Source organism: Bacillus sp. J41TS8 (assembly GCF_018333035.1).
GTDB classification, from domain to species: Bacteria; Bacillota; Bacilli; order Bacillales; family Bacillaceae; genus Bacillus; species Bacillus paralicheniformis.
The window spans coordinates 19933-37876 of sequence record NZ_BORF01000007.1 but is presented as its reverse complement, the minus strand read 5'-3'; the positions used below and the strand labels follow the sequence as shown (position 1 = coordinate 37876).

Annotated in this window: 21 protein-coding genes and 1 riboswitch; of the genes, 4 read left to right on the top strand and 17 right to left on the bottom strand. The window is 47.4% G+C overall.

Annotated elements, in window-relative coordinates:
• Window positions 1-6: 6 nt before the first annotated feature.
• Window positions 7-114: riboswitch (SAM riboswitch) on the bottom strand.
• A 174-nt stretch (window positions 115-288) separates the two neighbouring features.
• The 9 genes from KI350_RS11235 to KI350_RS11195 all read right to left on the bottom strand — a co-directional run bounded on the left by KI350_RS11235 (window position 289) and on the right by KI350_RS11195 (window position 8104).
• Entirely contained in the window at window positions 289-645 is a 357-nt protein-coding gene (locus KI350_RS11235) for an SCP2 sterol-binding domain-containing protein (RefSeq protein WP_020452875.1), read from the bottom strand.
• Between the two features lie 121 nt (window positions 646-766).
• Window positions 767-1075, bottom strand: a complete 309-nt coding sequence (locus KI350_RS11230; protein ID WP_023856215.1) for a thioredoxin family protein — start codon at window positions 1073-1075, stop codon at window positions 767-769.
• 25 nt (window positions 1076-1100) lie between these two features.
• Window positions 1101-1445: a toprim domain-containing protein gene (locus KI350_RS11225; RefSeq protein ID WP_023856216.1), complete on the bottom strand. Its 345-nt coding sequence runs from the start codon at window positions 1443-1445 to the stop codon at window positions 1101-1103.
• Between the two features lie 62 nt (window positions 1446-1507).
• Window positions 1508-1744, bottom strand: a complete 237-nt coding sequence (locus tag KI350_RS11220; RefSeq protein WP_020452878.1) for a YusG family protein — start codon at window positions 1742-1744, stop codon at window positions 1508-1510.
• 60 nt (window positions 1745-1804) lie between these two features.
• A complete protein-coding gene (gcvH, locus tag KI350_RS11215) occupies window positions 1805-2188 on the bottom strand; it encodes a glycine cleavage system protein GcvH (protein ID WP_020452879.1) in 384 nt (127 codons plus the stop codon).
• Window positions 2189-2249: 61 nt separating this feature from the next.
• On the bottom strand, window positions 2250-2606 hold the full coding sequence (locus tag KI350_RS11210; RefSeq protein ID WP_023856217.1) for an arsenate reductase family protein: 357 nt from the start codon (window positions 2604-2606) through the stop codon (window positions 2250-2252).
• A 115-nt stretch (window positions 2607-2721) separates the two neighbouring features.
• Window positions 2722-4506 carry an acyl-CoA dehydrogenase family protein gene (locus tag KI350_RS11205; protein WP_023856218.1) on the bottom strand — a complete coding sequence of 595 codons (1785 nt, stop codon included), beginning with the start codon at window positions 4504-4506 and terminating at the stop codon, window positions 2722-2724.
• Between the two features lie 19 nt (window positions 4507-4525).
• Window positions 4526-5701 (bottom strand): acetyl-CoA C-acetyltransferase, encoded by a 1176-nt coding sequence (locus tag KI350_RS11200; RefSeq protein ID WP_023856219.1) that lies wholly within the window; start codon window positions 5699-5701, stop codon window positions 4526-4528.
• Between the two features lie 12 nt (window positions 5702-5713).
• On the bottom strand, window positions 5714-8104 hold the full coding sequence (locus tag KI350_RS11195; RefSeq protein ID WP_212930481.1) for a 3-hydroxyacyl-CoA dehydrogenase/enoyl-CoA hydratase family protein: 2391 nt from the start codon (window positions 8102-8104) through the stop codon (window positions 5714-5716).
• Window positions 8105-8312: 208 nt separating this feature from the next.
• Between KI350_RS11195 and KI350_RS11190 the strand changes: the two genes are divergently transcribed.
• The 3 genes from KI350_RS11190 (at window position 8313) to KI350_RS11180 (ending at window position 9154) form a co-directional block, all read left to right on the top strand.
• Window positions 8313-8474, top strand: coding sequence for a YuzL family protein (locus KI350_RS11190; protein ID WP_075213790.1), 162 nt, complete (start codon window positions 8313-8315; stop codon window positions 8472-8474).
• A 76-nt stretch (window positions 8475-8550) separates the two neighbouring features.
• Complete coding sequence (locus tag KI350_RS11185; RefSeq protein ID WP_165428015.1) at window positions 8551-8802, top strand: hypothetical protein; 252 nt, start codon at window positions 8551-8553, stop codon at window positions 8800-8802.
• A gap of 10 nt (window positions 8803-8812) precedes the next feature.
• Window positions 8813-9154 (top strand): spore coat protein, encoded by a 342-nt coding sequence (locus tag KI350_RS11180; RefSeq protein ID WP_212930487.1) that lies wholly within the window; start codon window positions 8813-8815, stop codon window positions 9152-9154.
• Between the two features lie 29 nt (window positions 9155-9183).
• On the opposite strand, the gene KI350_RS11175 is transcribed toward KI350_RS11180, so the two are convergent.
• From KI350_RS11175 to KI350_RS11155, 5 genes are read right to left on the bottom strand one after another with little or no spacing between them, the layout of a single operon-like run.
• The gene (locus KI350_RS11175) at window positions 9184-9435 is read right to left on the bottom strand and encodes a YusU family protein (RefSeq protein WP_020452886.1); all 252 of its coding nucleotides are present in this window, start codon (window positions 9433-9435) and stop codon (window positions 9184-9186) included.
• On the bottom strand, window positions 9436-10176 hold the full coding sequence (locus tag KI350_RS11170; RefSeq protein WP_212930480.1) for an IucA/IucC family C-terminal-domain containing protein: 741 nt from the start codon (window positions 10174-10176) through the stop codon (window positions 9436-9438).
• Window positions 10169-10987, bottom strand: a complete 819-nt coding sequence (locus tag KI350_RS11165) for an ABC transporter ATP-binding protein (RefSeq protein ID WP_020452888.1) — start codon at window positions 10985-10987, stop codon at window positions 10169-10171. The genes KI350_RS11170 and KI350_RS11165 overlap by 8 nt, the downstream gene beginning before the upstream one ends.
• A 17-nt stretch (window positions 10988-11004) precedes the next feature.
• Window positions 11005-12060 carry a FecCD family ABC transporter permease gene (locus KI350_RS11160; protein WP_065643729.1) on the bottom strand — a complete coding sequence of 352 codons (1056 nt, stop codon included), beginning with the start codon at window positions 12058-12060 and terminating at the stop codon, window positions 11005-11007.
• A complete protein-coding gene (locus tag KI350_RS11155; RefSeq protein WP_065643730.1) occupies window positions 12057-13058 on the bottom strand; it encodes a FecCD family ABC transporter permease in 1002 nt (333 codons plus the stop codon). Before KI350_RS11155 ends, KI350_RS11160 begins: the two co-directional genes overlap by 4 nt.
• A gap of 152 nt (window positions 13059-13210) precedes the next feature.
• On the opposite strand from KI350_RS11155, the gene KI350_RS11150 reads away from it, so the two are divergent.
• Window positions 13211-14188, top strand: coding sequence for an ABC transporter substrate-binding protein (locus tag KI350_RS11150; protein WP_212930479.1), 978 nt, complete (start codon window positions 13211-13213; stop codon window positions 14186-14188).
• A 40-nt stretch (window positions 14189-14228) separates the two neighbouring features.
• Here KI350_RS11150 and KI350_RS11145 read toward each other — a convergent pair whose 3' ends face one another.
• The 3 genes from KI350_RS11145 to KI350_RS11135 all read right to left on the bottom strand — a co-directional run bounded on the left by KI350_RS11145 (window position 14229) and on the right by KI350_RS11135 (window position 17803).
• Window positions 14229-14675 (bottom strand): YusW family protein, encoded by a 447-nt coding sequence (locus KI350_RS11145; protein ID WP_065643732.1) that lies wholly within the window; start codon window positions 14673-14675, stop codon window positions 14229-14231.
• Between the two features lie 79 nt (window positions 14676-14754).
• Window positions 14755-16539 carry a M3 family oligoendopeptidase gene (locus KI350_RS11140; RefSeq protein WP_065643733.1) on the bottom strand — a complete coding sequence of 595 codons (1785 nt, stop codon included), beginning with the start codon at window positions 16537-16539 and terminating at the stop codon, window positions 14755-14757.
• Window positions 16540-16648: 109 nt separating this feature from the next.
• Window positions 16649-17803 carry a D-alanyl-D-alanine carboxypeptidase family protein gene (locus tag KI350_RS11135; RefSeq protein WP_212930478.1) on the bottom strand — a complete coding sequence of 385 codons (1155 nt, stop codon included), beginning with the start codon at window positions 17801-17803 and terminating at the stop codon, window positions 16649-16651.
• Window positions 17804-17944: the final 141 nt, after the last annotated feature.

Genomic DNA, 17944 nt, shown 5'->3' with positions numbered 1-17944 from the left:
GCCTTTCTCTCATCTTTCAAAGCATAACGCTTCGTGTGAATTGGCACCATTTCAACACGTGTTGATGGTTGCCGGGTTTCATAGGGCACTTCCCTCCACCTCTCTGGATAAGAGAATCATATATTTATTTTTTGATTATTATGATCGGAATTCTTAAAGTAGGATATCATGCGAAAAAATAGTTGTCAACTATTTTTCGTAAGACAATCGGCCTACGGCGAAAAGAGACGAACGTAAACGCTCGTCTCTGTCCGACTTATACACGGAATGTGCCGATTTTTCAAATTTTTAAAATGTCTCTGAATAAAGATCGCTGTTTTTAAAAAAGCCGTCCGTCAGCCATAAAATCGCTTCAAGCTTCAATAAAGCTCTGAATGAGCCTTTTACTTGAACAGTGCCGCGCTGTACGAGATGCTGCAATGAAATATCGCCGTGAAGAAGGTCAATAATCTCGCTTTGCTCTCCAAAAAAGGTCAAATGAGCTTTCTCTGCAAGAGAAGATTTTTCCATTTCCCCTTTTTCGTTGATCGCTAACGTAAAAGCTTCTTTCTCGCCTTGAAACGTAATCAGCAAAGCCGTTGTCGATAATAGAGGTTTTAAAAAAAGAGCCTTGTCCTCTCTTTCTATCAATCCCATTTTCTCCAACTGTATAACCTCCTGTAAATTGGTCATACTTACAGATTCTCTGTCTGCCGCAGGAGTTCCTTTAGGAATTGCTCGACAAGTTTTTGCTGGTTATTTCCCGAGAAATATGTCAAAACCGCCCTTAATCCACAACATTTTGTTTAATCGTATCGTATAAGTAGGAAACGGAGTGAAAAGCGTATTCTTTTTTGACGACTTCCCCGTTTTTGTAAAGGATAAAGCATGGAACGCTTTCTATTTCCTGCTGCTTGGCAAATGCCGGGGAATAATTGAGATTGTTTTTATAAAAAGGAATGTCCTTTATCATTTCATCAACGACTTCCAGCATTCTTCCGGCCAGCTGACACGTTCCGCAGAACGGCGTGTATACATATAGAAGACAGGTCTCATGTTCAAGCCGTTTTAGCTCTTTTTCTTGGAGTTCTTGCATCTGTTGAACCGCACCTCAATACATTTTATAATAAATATTTTGTATGTACCCGGATGTTTGAACGAATTAATACTTCTGCAACATGCTGACTCGGGGCGGAAGCGACTTCTTTGTATACCCTATCGATGTATAGATGCGAAGCTTGGGGGAGCTCCCTCGTCAGCTGCCGGCGGAGCTTTTCCCCTGATTCATCGGCATCCACCAGGATATAAACGTCTTTATCAAACAGCGTTTCGGCGAATTCATCGAGTTTTGCCTGGCTGATCGTTCCGTTTGTGCAAATGATATCCACGGGCTCTTCGATGACATGCTTCACTTTTTGCTTATCTGATTTCCCTTCGACAATCATGACTTTTTCATTTTCCGGCATATGGATCACCTTTAAAGATTTACTTGTAAAAAAAGGCAGTGAATATTCACCGCCTGACTTGATTAACACCAGCCTTGGTGGTCATCACAGTCTACATATTTAGCATCCGGACCGCTTACGGTATCCGCCGTTTTGTAAAATCTCTCATCTTGGAATGAATATCCAGATTTCAACTCGTATTGATCCTTTCCGGTCATTCGGCCGATCAGCTCATTCTCATGGTACAGCTGCATTCCGCCGTTTTTTAATCGGCTTTCCACATGTTCTGTAATATCAATACGTTCTTTTTTCAGCGTCAATTTGGACACCCCCTCTTGATATAGAGTATCCAAACGACACATGGCTATCCTGAATAATCCTTAGTCTTCTTTTATCATGTCCTCATATTGCTCGGCTGTCATCAGATTTTCGATTTCAGAAGCATCGGACGGCTCGACGATAATCATCCAAGCCTTTTCATACGGAGACTCGTTGACGAATTCAGGGCTGTCTTCCAGATCTTCGTTCACTTCGACCACTTTTCCGTTGATCGGGGCATACAGCTCAGAAACGGTCTTTACGGATTCAACGCTGCCAAAAGGCTCGTCCGCTTTGATTTCGTCTCCCACTTCAGGAAGCTCGACAAATACGATGTCTCCAAGTTCGGATTGGGCGAAGTCTGTAATGCCGATTCTGACTTTATCTCCTTCTGTTTTCACCCATTCGTGTTCTTCTGAATAACGCAACTCTTTCGGTGTGCTCATGCTAACCCCTCCATAAAGTGTTTTAATCGATCCTACATTGAAGATATCATATTTTGATGGGTTATAACCAGTATGTCTTAAACTGTTCTTCTTTAAAACCGACCGTTACTTTACTGCCGTCTGTCGCAATCGGGCGTTTGATCAGCATACCGTCCGAAGCCAGCAGTTCCAGCTGCTCATCTTCAGACATGTTTTGCAGCTTGTCTTTTAAGCCGAGTTCACGGTATTTTTGTCCGCTCGTGTTGAAAAACTTCTTCAATTCAAGCCCGCTTTTCTCGTAGAGCTCTTTCAGTTTTTCCTTGCTTGGCGGCTCTTCTGCGATATGTATCCCATTGATTTCTTTGCCATGGTCTTCAAGCCATTTTTTCGCTTTGCGGCATGTCCCGCATTTCGGATACCAGTAAAAATCCAAAGCCATACATACACACCCCTCTCATTTAATCGAGGTAATTTTAACACAGATCGAATGAAAAACCTAAAACCGTGCTCCATTCTATAACAGCTAAAAACCCCGCCTAAGCAGGGCTTTTCGTTTAAACGATATATTTCTCAGCTTCAAAGACTCCCTTGGCTGCCTGGCGCTTTTTCTCAATGACATTGACAGGCGTAAAGCGCGTCAATTTGCGGAGCGCGGACAGCATCATCCGCAGCGAATCACCTGATTCCATCGCAATGAGCGATTCCTTGGCATGGCTTTCAATTTCCTGAAAGGCAACTTGTGCAAAAATCTGCGTATAAAGAATTTTCTGGGCGTTTTTGTCTTCCCCGGTTGCCTGGATGGCTTTTTCTGTACGCAAAATAGCTGCTTCCATGGCGTAGACCTGGCTGACAATGTCGGCGATATTCACGAGGATTTCCTGCTCCTGGTCGAGCGCTTTTCCATATTTTTGCGCGGCGAGTCCCGCGATCATGAGCGCGATTTTTTTGGCGTTTCTCAGCAGATACTTTTCCTGTTCCAAAACGCCGTCACCTGGTTCTTCAGGCATGAGGATCATCAGTTCTTCCTGAAGCGCCTTCGCTTTCTCAAACAGAGGAAGCTCGCCTTTCATCGCTTTTTTCAAGTATGTGCCCGGGACGATGAGACGGTTTATTTCATTTGTGCCTTCAAAAATCCGGTTGATCCGTGAATCGCGGTAAGCCCGCTCCACTTCGTATTCCTGCATGAATCCGTAGCCGCCGTGGATTTGGACGCCTTCATCAACGATATAATCAAGCGTTTCAGATCCAAATACTTTGTTAAGGGAGCATTCGATTGCATATTCAGCGATCGATTTCGCGACCTGGCGCCCGTCTTTTTGCTCTTCTTCGCTCAAGGTGCCCATTTTGTCTTCAAACAGCCCGACCGTACGATAAACAGAGCTTTCCATCGCATAAAGTCTGGCTGACATAGTGGCGATTTTTTCCCCGATTAAGCTGAACTTTGAAATCGGCGTCTTAAATTGCTGGCGCTGATTGGCGTATGAAGCGGACAGCTCGATGACCCGTTTGGAAGCGCCGATTGTCCCGACAGCGAGCTTATAGCGGCCGATATTTAAAATATTGAAGGCGATGACATGCCCTTTTCCCGGTTCGCCTAAAAGGTTTTCTTTCGGAACTTGAACCTGGTCTAAGATGAGCGTACGGGTCGAAGAGCCTTTGATGCCCATTTTTTTCTCTTCAGGCCCTGTAGAAACACCTTCGTAATCTTTTTCCACAATGAAGGCCGAAAAATGTTCGCCGTCTATTTTCGCGTAGACGATGAAAACATCGGCAAAAGCTGAGTTTGTAATCCATTGCTTTTCACCGTTTAATATATAGTGGGTTCCCGCCTCATTCAAAACGGCCGTTGTTTTTGCCCCTAATGCATCAGATCCGGAGCCAGGCTCTGTTAAGGCATAGGCTGCAAATTTTTCCCCTGTTGCAAGGGACGGCAGATACTTTTTCTTTTGCTCCTCGGTTCCGAAAAATACGATCGGAAGCGTGCCGATCCCGACGTGCGCCCCGTACGATAACGAAAAGCTTCCCGCTCTTGAGAATTTTTCGGTAATCAGCGCCGAGCTGATTTTATCGAGCCCGAGTCCGCCATACTCTTCAGGAACGTCAGCACCGAGAAGCCCGAGTTCTCCAGCTTTTTTCAGGAGCCTGACAGAGTGATCGAAATTGTGCTCTTCAATTTCGTCGATGTATGGCAAAACATCTCCGAGAATATAATCTTCAGTCGTTTTGGCGATCATTTTATGTTCATCTGTGAAATCTTCCGGTGTAAACAGCTGATCAGCCGTCACCTCTTCGATCAGAAAGGCTCCGCCTTTTTTCATATGGTCTTTTGTTTGTTCCATTGTTCCATCCCCCTTGTGATTAAACTAATTCGAATACCCCTGCTGCTCCCATACCTCCGCCGATACACATTGTTACAACGCCGAATTGCTCGCTTCTCCGCCGCATTTCGTGGATCAATGTCAGCGTGAGCTTTGTGCCCGTGCAGCCGAGCGGATGTCCGAGCGCAATCGCTCCACCGTTGACATTGACTTTTTCTTCATCGATGCCAAGCGACCTGATCACCTGGATCGCTTGTGATGCAAACGCTTCATTTAATTCGAATAAACCGATATCAGAGAGCTCAAGTCCCGCCATCTTCAGCGCCCTTGGAACAGCTTCAACAGGACCGATGCCCATCACCTCCGGCGGAACGCCGCCGACTGCGAACGAACGGAACCTTGCGAGGGGCTTTAACCCAAGCGCATCCGCTTTTTCTCTGTCCATGATCATCACTGCGGCCGCCCCGTCGCTCGTCTGCGATGAATTCCCTGCCGTAACAGAACCGTCCGCCGAAAACGCCGGTTTTAACGTTGACAGAACGTCTTTCGTTGTCCCCGGGCGCACACCTTCATCGGCAGAGAAAGTAAACGTCCGCTCCTTCAGCTTGTGATGTTCATCCACTTCTCTGATGGTGACGTCCACCGGGACGATTTCATCTTCGAACTTTCCTTCCGCAATCGCTTTGGCTGCTTTTTGATGGCTGTTGACGGCAAATGCATCCTGATCCTCCCTGGAAACGCCGTATTTGACGGCAACCTGTTCTGCCGTATGGCCCATTCCCATATAATATTCAGGAGCCGTTTCCGCCAGCGCCGCGTTCGGTCTGACGATATGCCCCATCATCGGCACGATGCTCATCGATTCAGCGCCGCCGGCAATGATTGTGTCGGCTGCTCCAAGCATGATTTTTTCGGCCCCGTAAGCGATTGATTGAAGTCCTGATGAACAATATCTGTTGATCGTAACGGCCGGAACTGTGTGTGGCAGACCGGCAAGCGCGCCGATATTGCGTGCCATATTCAAGCCTTGTTCGGCTTCCGGCGTAGCGCAGCCGATGATTAAATCATCGATATTCCCTTCATAACCGCCCGCTCTTTTCAGCGTCTCTCTCACGGCATATGCGCCTAAATCATCGGGACGGACAGTCCTCAATGAGCCTTTTTTTGCTTTTCCGATCGGGGTTCTCGCTCCCGATACAATAACTGCCTCTTTCATTGTTTTCCCTCCTTAATTACGCAAAGGTTTGCCTTTCACAAGCATATGTTGCATTCTCGCCTGTGATTTCGGTTCACTTACAAGGCTCAAAAATGCTTCCCTTTCCAAATTGAGCAAGTATTCTTCCGTTACTTCAGCGCCGAATGGAACCCTGCCGCCCGCGATGACAAACGCCAGCTTTTTCGCTATCTTCATGTCGTGTTCAGAGATGGCGCCGGACAGTTTTAACGATTCAGCACCGAGCAGGAGCGCCGCATAGCCGGTTTCGCCCGTCACCGGGACTTTCTTTTTCACCGGCGGACGGTAGCCGCTTTCGGAAAGCGTCAGGACGAGTTTTTTAGCATCGTATAACAAGTGATCCTGGTTGATGCTGATTTGATCCTCTGCGGTTAAGATGTTCAGCTCTTTCGCTTCTTGAGCCGAAGTCGACGTTTTTGCAAGGGCAATTGTCTCAAACGTCTTGATGGCGGCCTCCTGGATATCCGGTTTAACGCCTTCAGGCAGCCCCTTCAAGTAGTTTAAATAAAGCTCTTTATTGCCTCCGCCGCCCGGAATCAGACCGACGCCTGTTTCAACGAGGCCCATGTATGACTCGCTTGAAGCTTGAACACGGGCTGCAGGCAGACAAAGCTCAGTCCCACCGCCAAGCGTCATTCCGAACGGAGCGGCGACGACCGGCCTGGTACTGTATTTCACTTTCATCATCGTCTCCTGGAACTGACGGATGATCATGTCAATTTCCATATAGTTGTCGTCTTGAGCTTCCATCAGCATCATCGCAAGATTGGCTCCGACACAGAAATTTTTGCCCTGGTTGCCGATCACAAGTCCTTTATAATTGGCGTCTACTTCCTCAAGAGCGAATTTCAGCATTTGGATGATATCAAAGCCGATTGCATTGCTTTTCGAATGAAATTCGAGCAGTGCGACATCATCGCCTAAATCGATCAAACTTGCCCCGCTGTTTTTCTTGATGACGCCTTTTGTTTCTTTGAGTGATGACAAATGAATCGTTTTCTTGTTTTCTTGAAGCGCCCTGTATTCGCCGCTTTCAAAACAGTAATAAAACGTCTTTCCGTTTTCCTTAATGTAGAAGGTCTCATGTCCTTTTGCGAGCATTTCCTTCACCCAGTCCGCGACTTTCCAGCCCTCAGCTTCAAGCTTTTGCACCGCGTTTTTCACACCGATGCTGTCCCACATTTCAAACGGCCCTTCCGACCAGCCGAACCCCCATTTCATCGCCTGATCAATCGCCGTTATGCTGTCAGCGATTTCCCCTGTCAGCTCAGCCGAATAGATAAGCGTCGGAGCTGTCATGTTCCAAAGAAGGCTTCCAGCTCTGTCATCTGAATAAATAAGCGCTTTCAATCTCGCTCCTGCGCCTTTCATTTGCTTGGCCGCTTCAAGTCCCGATGTTTTTAATGTTTGGCGTTTGCTGTAGGTCATCGTCATCGGATCGAGCTCAAGGATGTCTTTTCCTTCTTTTTTGTAAAAACCTTGTTTCGCTTTGCTTCCGATCCAGCCTTTTTCGAGCATTTGTTCAATAAATTCAGGCAGCCGGAAAACGTTTTTTTCTTCACCAGTGACTTGGTTATAAACATTTTTGGCAACATGCGAAAATGTATCAAGCCCGACGACATCGAGCGTTCTGAAAGTTGCGCTTTTCGGGCGCCCGATCAGCGGACCTGTAATCGAATCGACTTCGCCTATCGTGTAACCGCCTTTCAGCATTTCCTGAACCGTCACAAGCAAGCCATAGGTTCCGATGCGGTTGGCGATAAAGTTTGGCGTGTCTTTCGCTTCAACAACCCCTTTGCCAAGGACGTCTTCGCCGAATTTCTTCATAAAAGCCAGCACTTCGGGATCCGTTTCGTCAATCGGAATCACCTCAAGCAGCTTTAAATAGCGGGCCGGGTTAAAAAAGTGCGTTCCTAAAAAGTGCTTTTTGAAATCAGCGGACCTTCCCTCCGCCATCTGCCTGACGGAGATGCCTGATGTATTGCTGCTGACGATGCTTCCATGTTTTCTGTATTGATCGACCTTTGAAAACACTTGCTTCTTGATCTCCAGTTTTTCGACAACAACTTCAATAATCCAGTCGGCATCTTTAATTTTTTCAAAATCGTCTTCCATGTTCCCTGTGGTGATACGGCTGATATTCTTCTTCGAAGTCAGCGGAGCCGGTTTTTGCTTTAGCAGCTTTTGTACGGCTGACTGTGCCAGCCGGTTGCGCACATCCGGGTCTTCAAGGGTGCGGCCTTTTTTTCTTTCCTCATCTGTTAATTCACGCGGCACCATATCGAGCAGTAACACAGGAATCCCGATATTGGCTAAGTGAGCCGCGATTCCGGAACCCATTACACCGGAACCGATAACGGCGGCTTTACGAATATGCTTGACCATGAAAGATCCTCCCCCACTTTGAATGAATACTCATTCATTTTTGCTCCAAAAAAATAAACTCTCCTGTCTTCTTTCATCTTAAAAGATTTTGGAAGCGAGTTCAATAACTTGGTGCAAAATTTCTGAAATTTTTTCAGCGGGTATTATTTTGCCGCGGTTACATGTTTCCCCGCTTTTGGGACAAACCAATAGAGAGGAGGTGAAGGCCTTGGTACGTGAAAGAAAAAATCCATCCTCTGCCGCAGTCAGCGCCGCAAGCATAAAAGGCAATGCAGGTCCGGATTATAAAAAGGCGAATGCGGGCGGAAAACGGACAAGCCAAAACCAGCAATATAAAAAGCATAATATGGATGTTCCTGAAGATCACTAAGCCCCCTTTAAGCATCCGGTATAAATTTCCGATGTGTTAGGAAATCTAAAAATAAACGCTAAAAGGAGGCAGACGCATGCAGCAACAGCAAGGAATGACAACACCGCCGCCGGTCATTTCAACAAAGGATCATCTGTATTTGACGGATATGCTGAACTGGAACTTGCTCGCGATGAAAAAAGCACATTTTATGGCGGAACAATGCCAGGATCAGTCTCTTAAAACAGAACTCGACAGGGCCGGACAAATGCACCATCACCATTACAATGTGATATTGGAGCAGCTTCGTCAAAATCAAACGCAAAACCCGTCAGCATACATGCAATAGGAGGTCAATGATGAATCAGCAAAACCAACAGAAAATCGGCAATCAGGAAACTCCTGTCCCGAAGACGAGCGCGATGAATGACAGGGATTTTGTCAACGAACTGCTGACAACTGAAAAATACATGACGGCAGCATACTCGACAGCGCTTAATGAATTAAGCCATGAGTCGCTTTACCAGGCTGTTCAGCCGCTGTTTAACGAGGCGCAAAACGTACAGCGCAGATTGTACCAGGTGATGTTTCAAAACGGATGGTACAAGGTGGAGGCAGAAGATGCTCAGAAAATCCAGCAGTCTTATCAGCAGTTCCATTCTACATTGCAAGAACAGTCGCCATATCAGCAAAACCAATAAACAAAAAATAAGCAGAGGAGTCTCCCTGCTTATTTTTTTTGATTAGCCGCACGGTGCGCTTCATTTCGTTCTTTAATCTGGCGGATGACTTCTTTTATCTCCTGCTTCGCATCCGGATAAGCTCCGTTCCAATGCTTGGCGAGGGGCGGCATGCTTTTGGCGATATGGCTGTAGATGATCCACATCTTCACCTGTTCTTTCAGTTCTTCGTCCGTTTCGCCTAAAAGCAGCTCCGTATATTTCTCAACAAGTCCGTCCAGCTGCTCCTTTAGTTTTTCCACTCACGACACCCTTTCTTTACGTTTATTTCTCGGGCATGTCCTGCATTTGACGCCGTTTTTGTCTGTTGCATAATACAGACAGCAAGTCGTGCGTGTCCGATCCTCCGCGTGCTGTCCGTGATAAAACCTTTTGAGAGGGTTTTCGTCAGCCCCTTCTTCAAAAAGGCCGGGCTCAGCTTCATAAAGAAGAAAATGAAAATCTTGCGCCGCCCGCGCCTTGAGCTTCGGATCTTCCAGAAGCGTGTCATACATCCAATACAGATAAACCGCAATATTTTCCCAAAGAATATGCTTTGAAATCGAAAATGTCCGCCGACAGGCTGCGATCAGGGCGCCAAGATGGCGCCTGAAGATATCCTCGGTCAATTTTTTCAGTTCTTCGGTGCGATCCGCTTCGATAAGCTCAGCACCTTTGTGAAAATAAAACGACGGCGTCCACCCTTGATCATCGGCTTCTATCTCCCATGACACGGAAGCGGGAGCGGCTGGCAAGCGTTTTCCGCAAACCGTAAACAGATAGAAATGCAGCGCAGCAAGCATCCCGCTGCGCTTGACGAGCATTGAAGCCGCAACTTTTTGATTCGGAGCGTTCAGCCTGTCTTTCATATCTTCTACATAACGTTCTAAAAAATCCTCATCAAGGAGCATGTTTCCTTTAACAGAGAATAAGGAGCCGGTCTGCTTCGTTCCAAGGCGAAAACGAAGCAATGACTCAAGCTCCTCTTTTGTTAAATTAAGCATGGGACTGAACCACCTGCTGGACGATGCATCTTCCTCTTCCGTACGGGATGCAGTGCGGGGTGCCGAAAAGCGGATCTTTCGTCACTTCGCAGTCCATTTCAAAAACGTCCTGCACAAGCTTGCAGTTGATAATGGATTCAGGCCGGCCTTCGGCATATATCTTTTTGTCTTTAATCGCGACGAGGTGGTGGGCGTAGCGGCAGGCGAGGTTCAAATCGTGCAGCACCATCACGATCGTGCGCTTTTCGTGTTCATTTAATTCAAACAAAAGGTCCAGAATTTCAATTTGATGCGTCATATCCAAATATGTCGTCGGTTCATCCAGTAAAATGATATCCGTTTCCTGAGCGAGCGTCATCGCGATCCAGGCGCGCTGCCGCTGGCCTCCGGACAAGGAATCGACTGTGCGCTCGGCCAGTTCTTCCATTCTTGTCGCTTTCAAAGCCTTTTGCACGGCCTCTTCATCTTCCGCCGACCATTGCTTCAGCCAGTTTTGATAAGGATACCGCCCCTGCTTGACGAGCTGGAGAACGGTCAGGCCTTCCGGAGCCGAAGGGCCTTGAGGCAGAATGGCCAGCTCCTTTGCCACTTCTTTCGTCGGAAGTTTGGCGATGGAACTTCCTTCGAGAAGCACTGAACCGCCCTTTGGCTTCATCAAACGTGCGAGAGACCGAAGGAGAGTCGACTTACCGCAGCCGTTGCTGCCGATAAATACGGTGATTTCACCTTTTGGGATCGTTAAGTTTAACTCATCAATAATGATTGTTTCTCCATAACCTAAGCTTAACGTTTCTGTTGAAATGGCACTCATAAATGAAATCTCTCCTTTTATTGGTTTCTGCTTTTATACAGCAAGTAGATAAAGTAAGGGGCGCCGATCGCTGCAGTAAACACACCGGCAGGCACTTCAACGGGAGAAAAAAGCGTGCGTCCGATGATGTCGGCAATCAGCACAAGCAATCCTCCGATCAGCGCGGCAACCGGCAAGAGGGCGCCGAATGATGAACCGACAAGCCTTCTTGCGATATGCGGGGCCATCAAACCGACAAATCCGACGGTTCCGGCAAAGGCAACGGCAATTCCGGCAAAAGCCGTGCTCAGCAGAAGGAGCAAAAAGCGGTTCCGCTGAACCGAGCTGCCCGCTCCTGTCGCCAGTTCTTCGCCAAGCGTCTGAATGTTGACGTTTCTGGCGGCGGCTGCGGATATCAGCAAAAGGACAAGCGCAGCCGACATTAAAATGTTCACATCCTGCCAGTTGGATCCATATACTGATCCGGTAATCCAGACGTTCGCCTGAGACATTCTGTATATCGGTCCTTTTATCATAAACAATGTCGTCAGCGACTGGGCAAGCATCGAAAATCCGATTCCGATCAAAACGAGCCTGAAAGTCGAAGAGCCGTTTTTATATGAAAGAAAATAAACGAGCATTCCGGCGAGAGCCGCGCCGATAAATGCGGCGACCGGGAGCCAGCTGATGCTGACCGTAAGCGCATTGTTTTTATTGGAAAACAGCATTAAAAACAAGACAACGGCGACTGAAGCCCCGCCGGTCACGCCGATAATATCCGGCGAAGCGAGCGGATTGCGGATCAGACCCTGGAGGATCGACCCGGCTGCCGCCAGACAGATTCCGGCAAACAGAGCGACCAAAATCCGCGGCATCCTGAAGGACATGATGATCAGGTCATCGCCCGGATCCCCCATGCCCAAAAACGTTTTCGCGACGGCGCCCGGAGAAATAAAACGTTCACCGATGCCGGCGCTGAGGATGACTGCACAAGCCGTCAACACCAATAGGATCACGAATGAAAACAGCGCTTTTCTGCCGATCAACAATGAAATGCCGCCTTTTCCGATTCTCAGCGTGCGGTAATTTTTCATTTTTGGAACCCCCTTCTCGCGATATAGACAAAAATGGGTGTCCCAATGATGGCTGTCATGACGCCGACAGGCACTTCTTCAGGCATAATCAGGTACCTTGCGCCAATGTCTGCGGTTACGAGCAGGATGGCTCCCAGCACGGCGCAGTACGGAAGAACCCAGCGATGGTCGTGGCCGACGATAAATTTTGCAAAATGCGGGATGACAATACCGATAAAACCGATCGGCCCGGCGACGGCGACAGATCCCCCGGCAAGCAGGATAATCGAAACCGCCATCAGCGCTTTAATCAGCCACGTTTTCTGGCCGAGGCTTTTTGCCACTTCCTCCCCCATCGTTAAGACATTGATTTTCGATCCGAGTAAAAAGCTGATGATGAATGCCGGCACGATATATGGAAGGACGGAGACCAAGAGGCTGAGGTCGCGCCCCTGAACAGAGCCCGCAAGCCAAAACAGCGCCTGCTCAAGGGCTGCTTCATTAACGGAAAGCATGCCTTGCGTCAATGATGAGAACAGCGCTGACATCGCAGCCCCTGCAAGCGTCAGCTTGACCGGCGTCAGCCCTTCCCTTCCGAGAGAGCCGACAAAATAGACGACAAGCGCGGCAAACGCTGCACCGAAAAACGAGATCCATGCAATCGTCTGAAGCGAACCGACGTGAAAGAAAAACAGCGCTCCAACAACAAAGAAACCGGCACCCGCGTTCACACCGAAAATTCCCGGGGAAGCAAGCGGGTTTTTTGTCATCGCCTGCATTAAAGCGCCGGCAACCCCGAGGGAAGCGCCGACAGTTGCAGCAATCAGCGCGCGCGGCAAACGCACGTTTTTGATGACAAGATGTTCATTAGAGCCGCTGAAGCCGGTAAAAGCCTTGTAGGCCATCGACCATGACGTATTCGTATAACCGTATACGATACTGGCGCAAACGGCGGCAACCAGCACCAAAATGAAAGACAGTAGTGCGATTGTTCTATATTTATTCGTTCTTAAGAGCATAAATTAAAATTCTCCTAGTTTGACTGAAACATCTACTGGTCATTGTATCAGATAACATTGATCTTGAAAATCATTTTCAATTAACAATTGACAAAATTCTGATCAAAAATTATGATCAGGATGAATGACTTACATACCTAAGGAGGACACACATGAAGAGATGGTCAATTGTTGGATTTATCGCTTTGTTAGCGATTTCAATTCTTGCAGCCTGCGGCGGAAGCAAGGATGACTCTGCAAAGGGCGGAGAGAATAAAGATACGATCACCGTTAAACACGCAATGGGTACGGAAGACCAAGTGCCTGCAGACCCAAAAAGAGTTGTCGTCCTGACAAATGAAGGAACCGAAGCGCTTTTGGAACTCGGAATCAAACCTGTGGGTGCAGTCAAATCCTGGACAGGCGATCCTTGGTATAAGCATATTCAAGCCGATATGAAAGGCGTTAAGCAAGTCGGACTCGAAGGCGAACCGAATATCGAAGCGATTGCCGAGCTGAAGCCTGATTTAATCATCGGGAATAAAATGAGACATGAAAAAATCTACGACAAGCTTGAAAAAATTGCTCCGACTGTCTTCTCTGAAACGCTGCGCGGCGAATGGAAAGACAACTTCTCCCTCTACGCGAAAGCGGTAAACAAAGAGGAAAAGGGCAAAGAAGTTTTAGAAGATTTCGATAAAAAAGTCAGCGAATTGAGCGACAAGCTCGGCGACCAGAAAAAGAAACGGGTGTCGGTTGTCAGATTTATGGCCGGCCAATCAAGGATTTACTATAAAGATTCTTTCCCGGGAATCATCTTGGATCAGCTCGGATTTAAGTATCCGGAAAAACAGGAAAAACTGTTTAAGAAACAAGACGACAAATTTGTTTTTATGACAGAAAATAAAGAATCGATCCCTGAAATGGATGGGGATGTCCTCTTCTATTTCACATATAAACCTGCCGAAAGCAAAACAGAGGCCGAAACATGGCAAAACGATTGGACAAGCGATCCGCTTTGGAAAAAATTGAACGCTGTAAAAACCGGAAACGCCCACGAAGTCGATGATGCGATCTGGACGACGGCCGGCGGTGTCAAAGCAGCGTATCTGTTCCTTGATGACATCGAAAAATACTTTTTAAAATCGTAAGCAAAAAAGAGCATTTCCGCCGTTGGAAATGCTCTTTTGCTTATTTTCCGTGATAGATTCTTGACGTACCATCCGGCCATTTCACCCGCAGATGAAACCGGTCATATCGCTCATCAAGATTGAAAGCCTCGAGCACATTGCTGATCACGTCCTGCTTTGAATCGGATTTAGCGATCGAAAGTTCGCTTAAAACCATTTTCATTTCGTTTAAAGCTTCTTCCCCTTCGCGGTCCGCTCCGTTCAGGTGGTCTTTAATCGATGCTTTTTCCCGCTCCTGTTTGTCGTATACGGCTTCAAACGTATTGTGCTTTCCACGGCCATAGTTCACTTCCAATGCAAATGCGGCGTAAGGCACGCTTTCCACATCTGAAACAGGGGCGTTATCGGGAACGGCCTCCTTACCTTCAGCATGTTCTTCTGCTATTGAACGGCAGCCGGTCATCAGGATCATGACAAGAGCGATAACGGCCATCCGAAATAGGTTCATACCGTTCATCTCCTCTATGCACATTATCCTTAGCTATGTCCACTTTGCGGAAACTCATTCAATCTCTTAGCGGAAGCCTTTATATCATCGCTAACAATGCTTCTGCATCGCGGACAGCCGGCTGAATGGCCGCTTCCCAGAAATCCCGCTTCGTCAGATCGGCGCCGAGATGCTTCATCGCCAGTTCCTCAACAGACATGGAGGCTGTATCTTTTAAGAGCGCGATATATTTTTCTTCAAATGCCGCCCCCTCTTTCAGCGCTTGCGCGTAAATGCCAAGCGAAAACAAGTAACCGAACGTATAAGGAAAATTGTAGAACGGGACAGACGTAATATAAAAATGAAGCTTTGACGCCCAAAAGTATGGATGATACTCGCCAAGCGCTCCGCAAAACGCTTCTTTCTGAGCTTCTTCCATCAGCTCGTTCAGCCTTCCGGCGGATACGACGCCGTTTTTTCGTTCATCGTAAAAGCGGGTTTCAAATAGGAATCTTGCGTGAATGTTCATAAAAAAGGCGACGCTTCGCTGAACCTTATCTTCCAGAAGGACGAGTTTTTCTTCGTCTGAACCGGCTTGTTTTAATGCCGCATCAGCCACGATCATTTCTGCAAAAGTGGACGCGGTTTCCGCCACGTTCATTGCGTACGCCCTGTTCAGCGGCCTGACGTCCAGCATGGATTCCTGATGAAAGGCATGGCCAAGCTCATGCGCCAGCGTGGAAACGTTTGACTGGCTTCCTGCAAATGTCATAAATATTCTCGATTCCCCGCTGTCAGGAAAATTGGCGCAAAAGCCGCCCGGGCGTTTGCCTCCCCTGTCCTCAGCTTCAACCCATCTGTCTCTGAGCGCTTTTTCGGCAAAGGAGGAGAGCTTTTTTCCAAACGTTTTAAACTGCCCGGTAATAAAAGCGGCTGCCTCTTGATACGAATATTCCTTTGCCGCTGAACCGAGCGGCGCTTCGATGTCATACCAGCTCAGTTTATCCAGCCCGAGCACAGACGCCTTCCGGGAAAGATAGTCTGCAAACGGCTTTTTATGATCAATGATGACCTGCCACATGACATCAAGGGTTTCCTGCTTCATGCGGTTGATGTTCAGCGGTTCTTTCAATACATTGTCCCAGCCTCTTGCCTCATAGACGTTCAGTCTGAAACCGGCGAGGTGGTTCAGCGTGCTGCTGAGCAAATCAGCGTGCTGTTCCCAGCCGTGGTCCAAATTTTCCGATACGGTGCGGCGGATCTTTCTGTCAGGTTTAGATGTCAGGTTCTGCGCTTGTCCGACAGACAGAATTTTCGTCTCGCCATCTTCTTCATACGGAATTTGAATTTGGTCGACGATGCTGTCGTACATATCGCCCCAGGCATGATATCCGTCAACAGACAAGCCTTGAATCAATGTTTCCTGTTCGGAACTAAGCTTTTCCGTTACCCGCTCCCTTCTCTCATTCAAAATATAAGCGATATCTGAAAGGCCTTCATCTTGTAGAAGCGCTTCCCATTCTTCATTTGGGACAACGGCAAATTTGCTGTCAAGCGCGACCAGCGCCTTCTGCGCATCGGCAGCGAGCTGGGTGACTTCAAAATTAAGGGCATTCGCCTTTAAATCCGCGGTGTCCTGGGCTTGGAGACATCCGACAAAAGCGTCTGCTTCGCGGATTTTAACATCAATTGTTTCAAAAAGCGCCAAGGTTTCTTTCAATTCATCAAGGCTGCTTTTTGAAACGGTAAGAGCCTCGGCAGAGCGTTTAAAAGTTGAAAGCAGTGCTTTAATCTCATTTAAATATTGACGGTACTCGGCGGAGCCGCTCCCGCCTTTAAAGAAAACCTCGAGATCCCACGTATCTTTAAGTTGATGAAATGTCATTATTCCCGTCCCCTTTCATTGGCTTGTTTCCATTATAAGATAAATTTGCCTTTTCAGGGCAAATAAAAACGGCCGGCTTGTGAGCCGGCGCGCCTCTTCCCTGATCATATTACAGCTGCCTCATCCGTTTGACCGCATAGCTGGCCGTCAATAAACCGATTAGGCCGAACACAAATAAAAACAATCCGCCTTTACTTTGCGGCTGGCCTTGAACACCATCTGTGCCGCTTGCTATTTTTGCGCTGAAAGGTTCTGCGATTTGCAAAGCCTGAAGCAGCCTGCCGTCCTCCCCTTTAATGTTCAGGATTCCGTCGCTGTCTACATTTTCACTCAGGGCTTCGCCTTTCTTTTTCGTCACGTATAAAGGGTTTTTCAGCTCATGGCTCGTCCCGTTCTGGTCGGTAAACGCCTCTCCCTTTTTGAGTTCTTGTGTCTCATAATTGTGAAATCCTTCATCCAGAAGCGTTTTTGTATCGCTGTACATCATTTTCTTGCTATCGACCTTCATGACGACGGCGATTAAATCAAGGCTGCCCCGCGTTGCCGTCGTGACAAGGGTATGCTTTGATTCATCCACAAATCCTGTTTTGCCGCCGGTTATTCCTTTGTAAGGAATCTCACCCGTCAGCATTCGGTGATGGTTTTTCAGCGTCGTGTCCCACGTCTGTCCGTGCCAAGCCGTTTGTTTTTCCGAAAAAAGCGCTCGAAACGTTTTGTTTTTCATGGCGTACTCGGTAATTCTCGCCATGTCGGCGGACGTCGTATAATGATTTTTGTCAAACAGTCCGTGAGGATTCACAAAATGAGTGTCATGCACTCCGGCATGCTCTGCAATAAACGCGTTCACATCATCCGCAAACTGTTTCACGCTTCCGCTGAGATGTTCGGCGATCGCCGTTCCTGCGTCATTTCCCGAATTCATCAAGAGCCCTTGGAGCAGCCGTTTTAATGGAACCGACTCCCCCGCTTCCAGATATACGCTTGATCCTTCCGTTTGAGCGGCATTTTTGCTGACTTTCACACGATCTTCTAAATTTCCGTTTTCTATTGCATAAATCGCCGTGGCAATTTTTGTAATGCTGGCCGGGTACATTTTTTTGCGGCTGTTTTTTTCATAGAGGACCTGCCCCGATTTCCCATCGATCAATATGGCGGAAACGCTTTTAATTTCCGGTTTGTTTTTTTCTCCTGCTTGAGCCGAGCTATGAAAAAGCAGCGTCAGACATAGTACAATAATGAACAGGAGGGATCGTTTAACATTCATCGTGTCACCCTGCCTTCTTTCTCTCTTGCGTTTTTTTATAAAAAATAGGTCTTTTAGCACTTTTTAAATTTTATCAATGATAAACTGCCGCTGACAAGCCTTTTTTTGTCAACAAGCCAAAATTTTGAATGGAGGAAACTC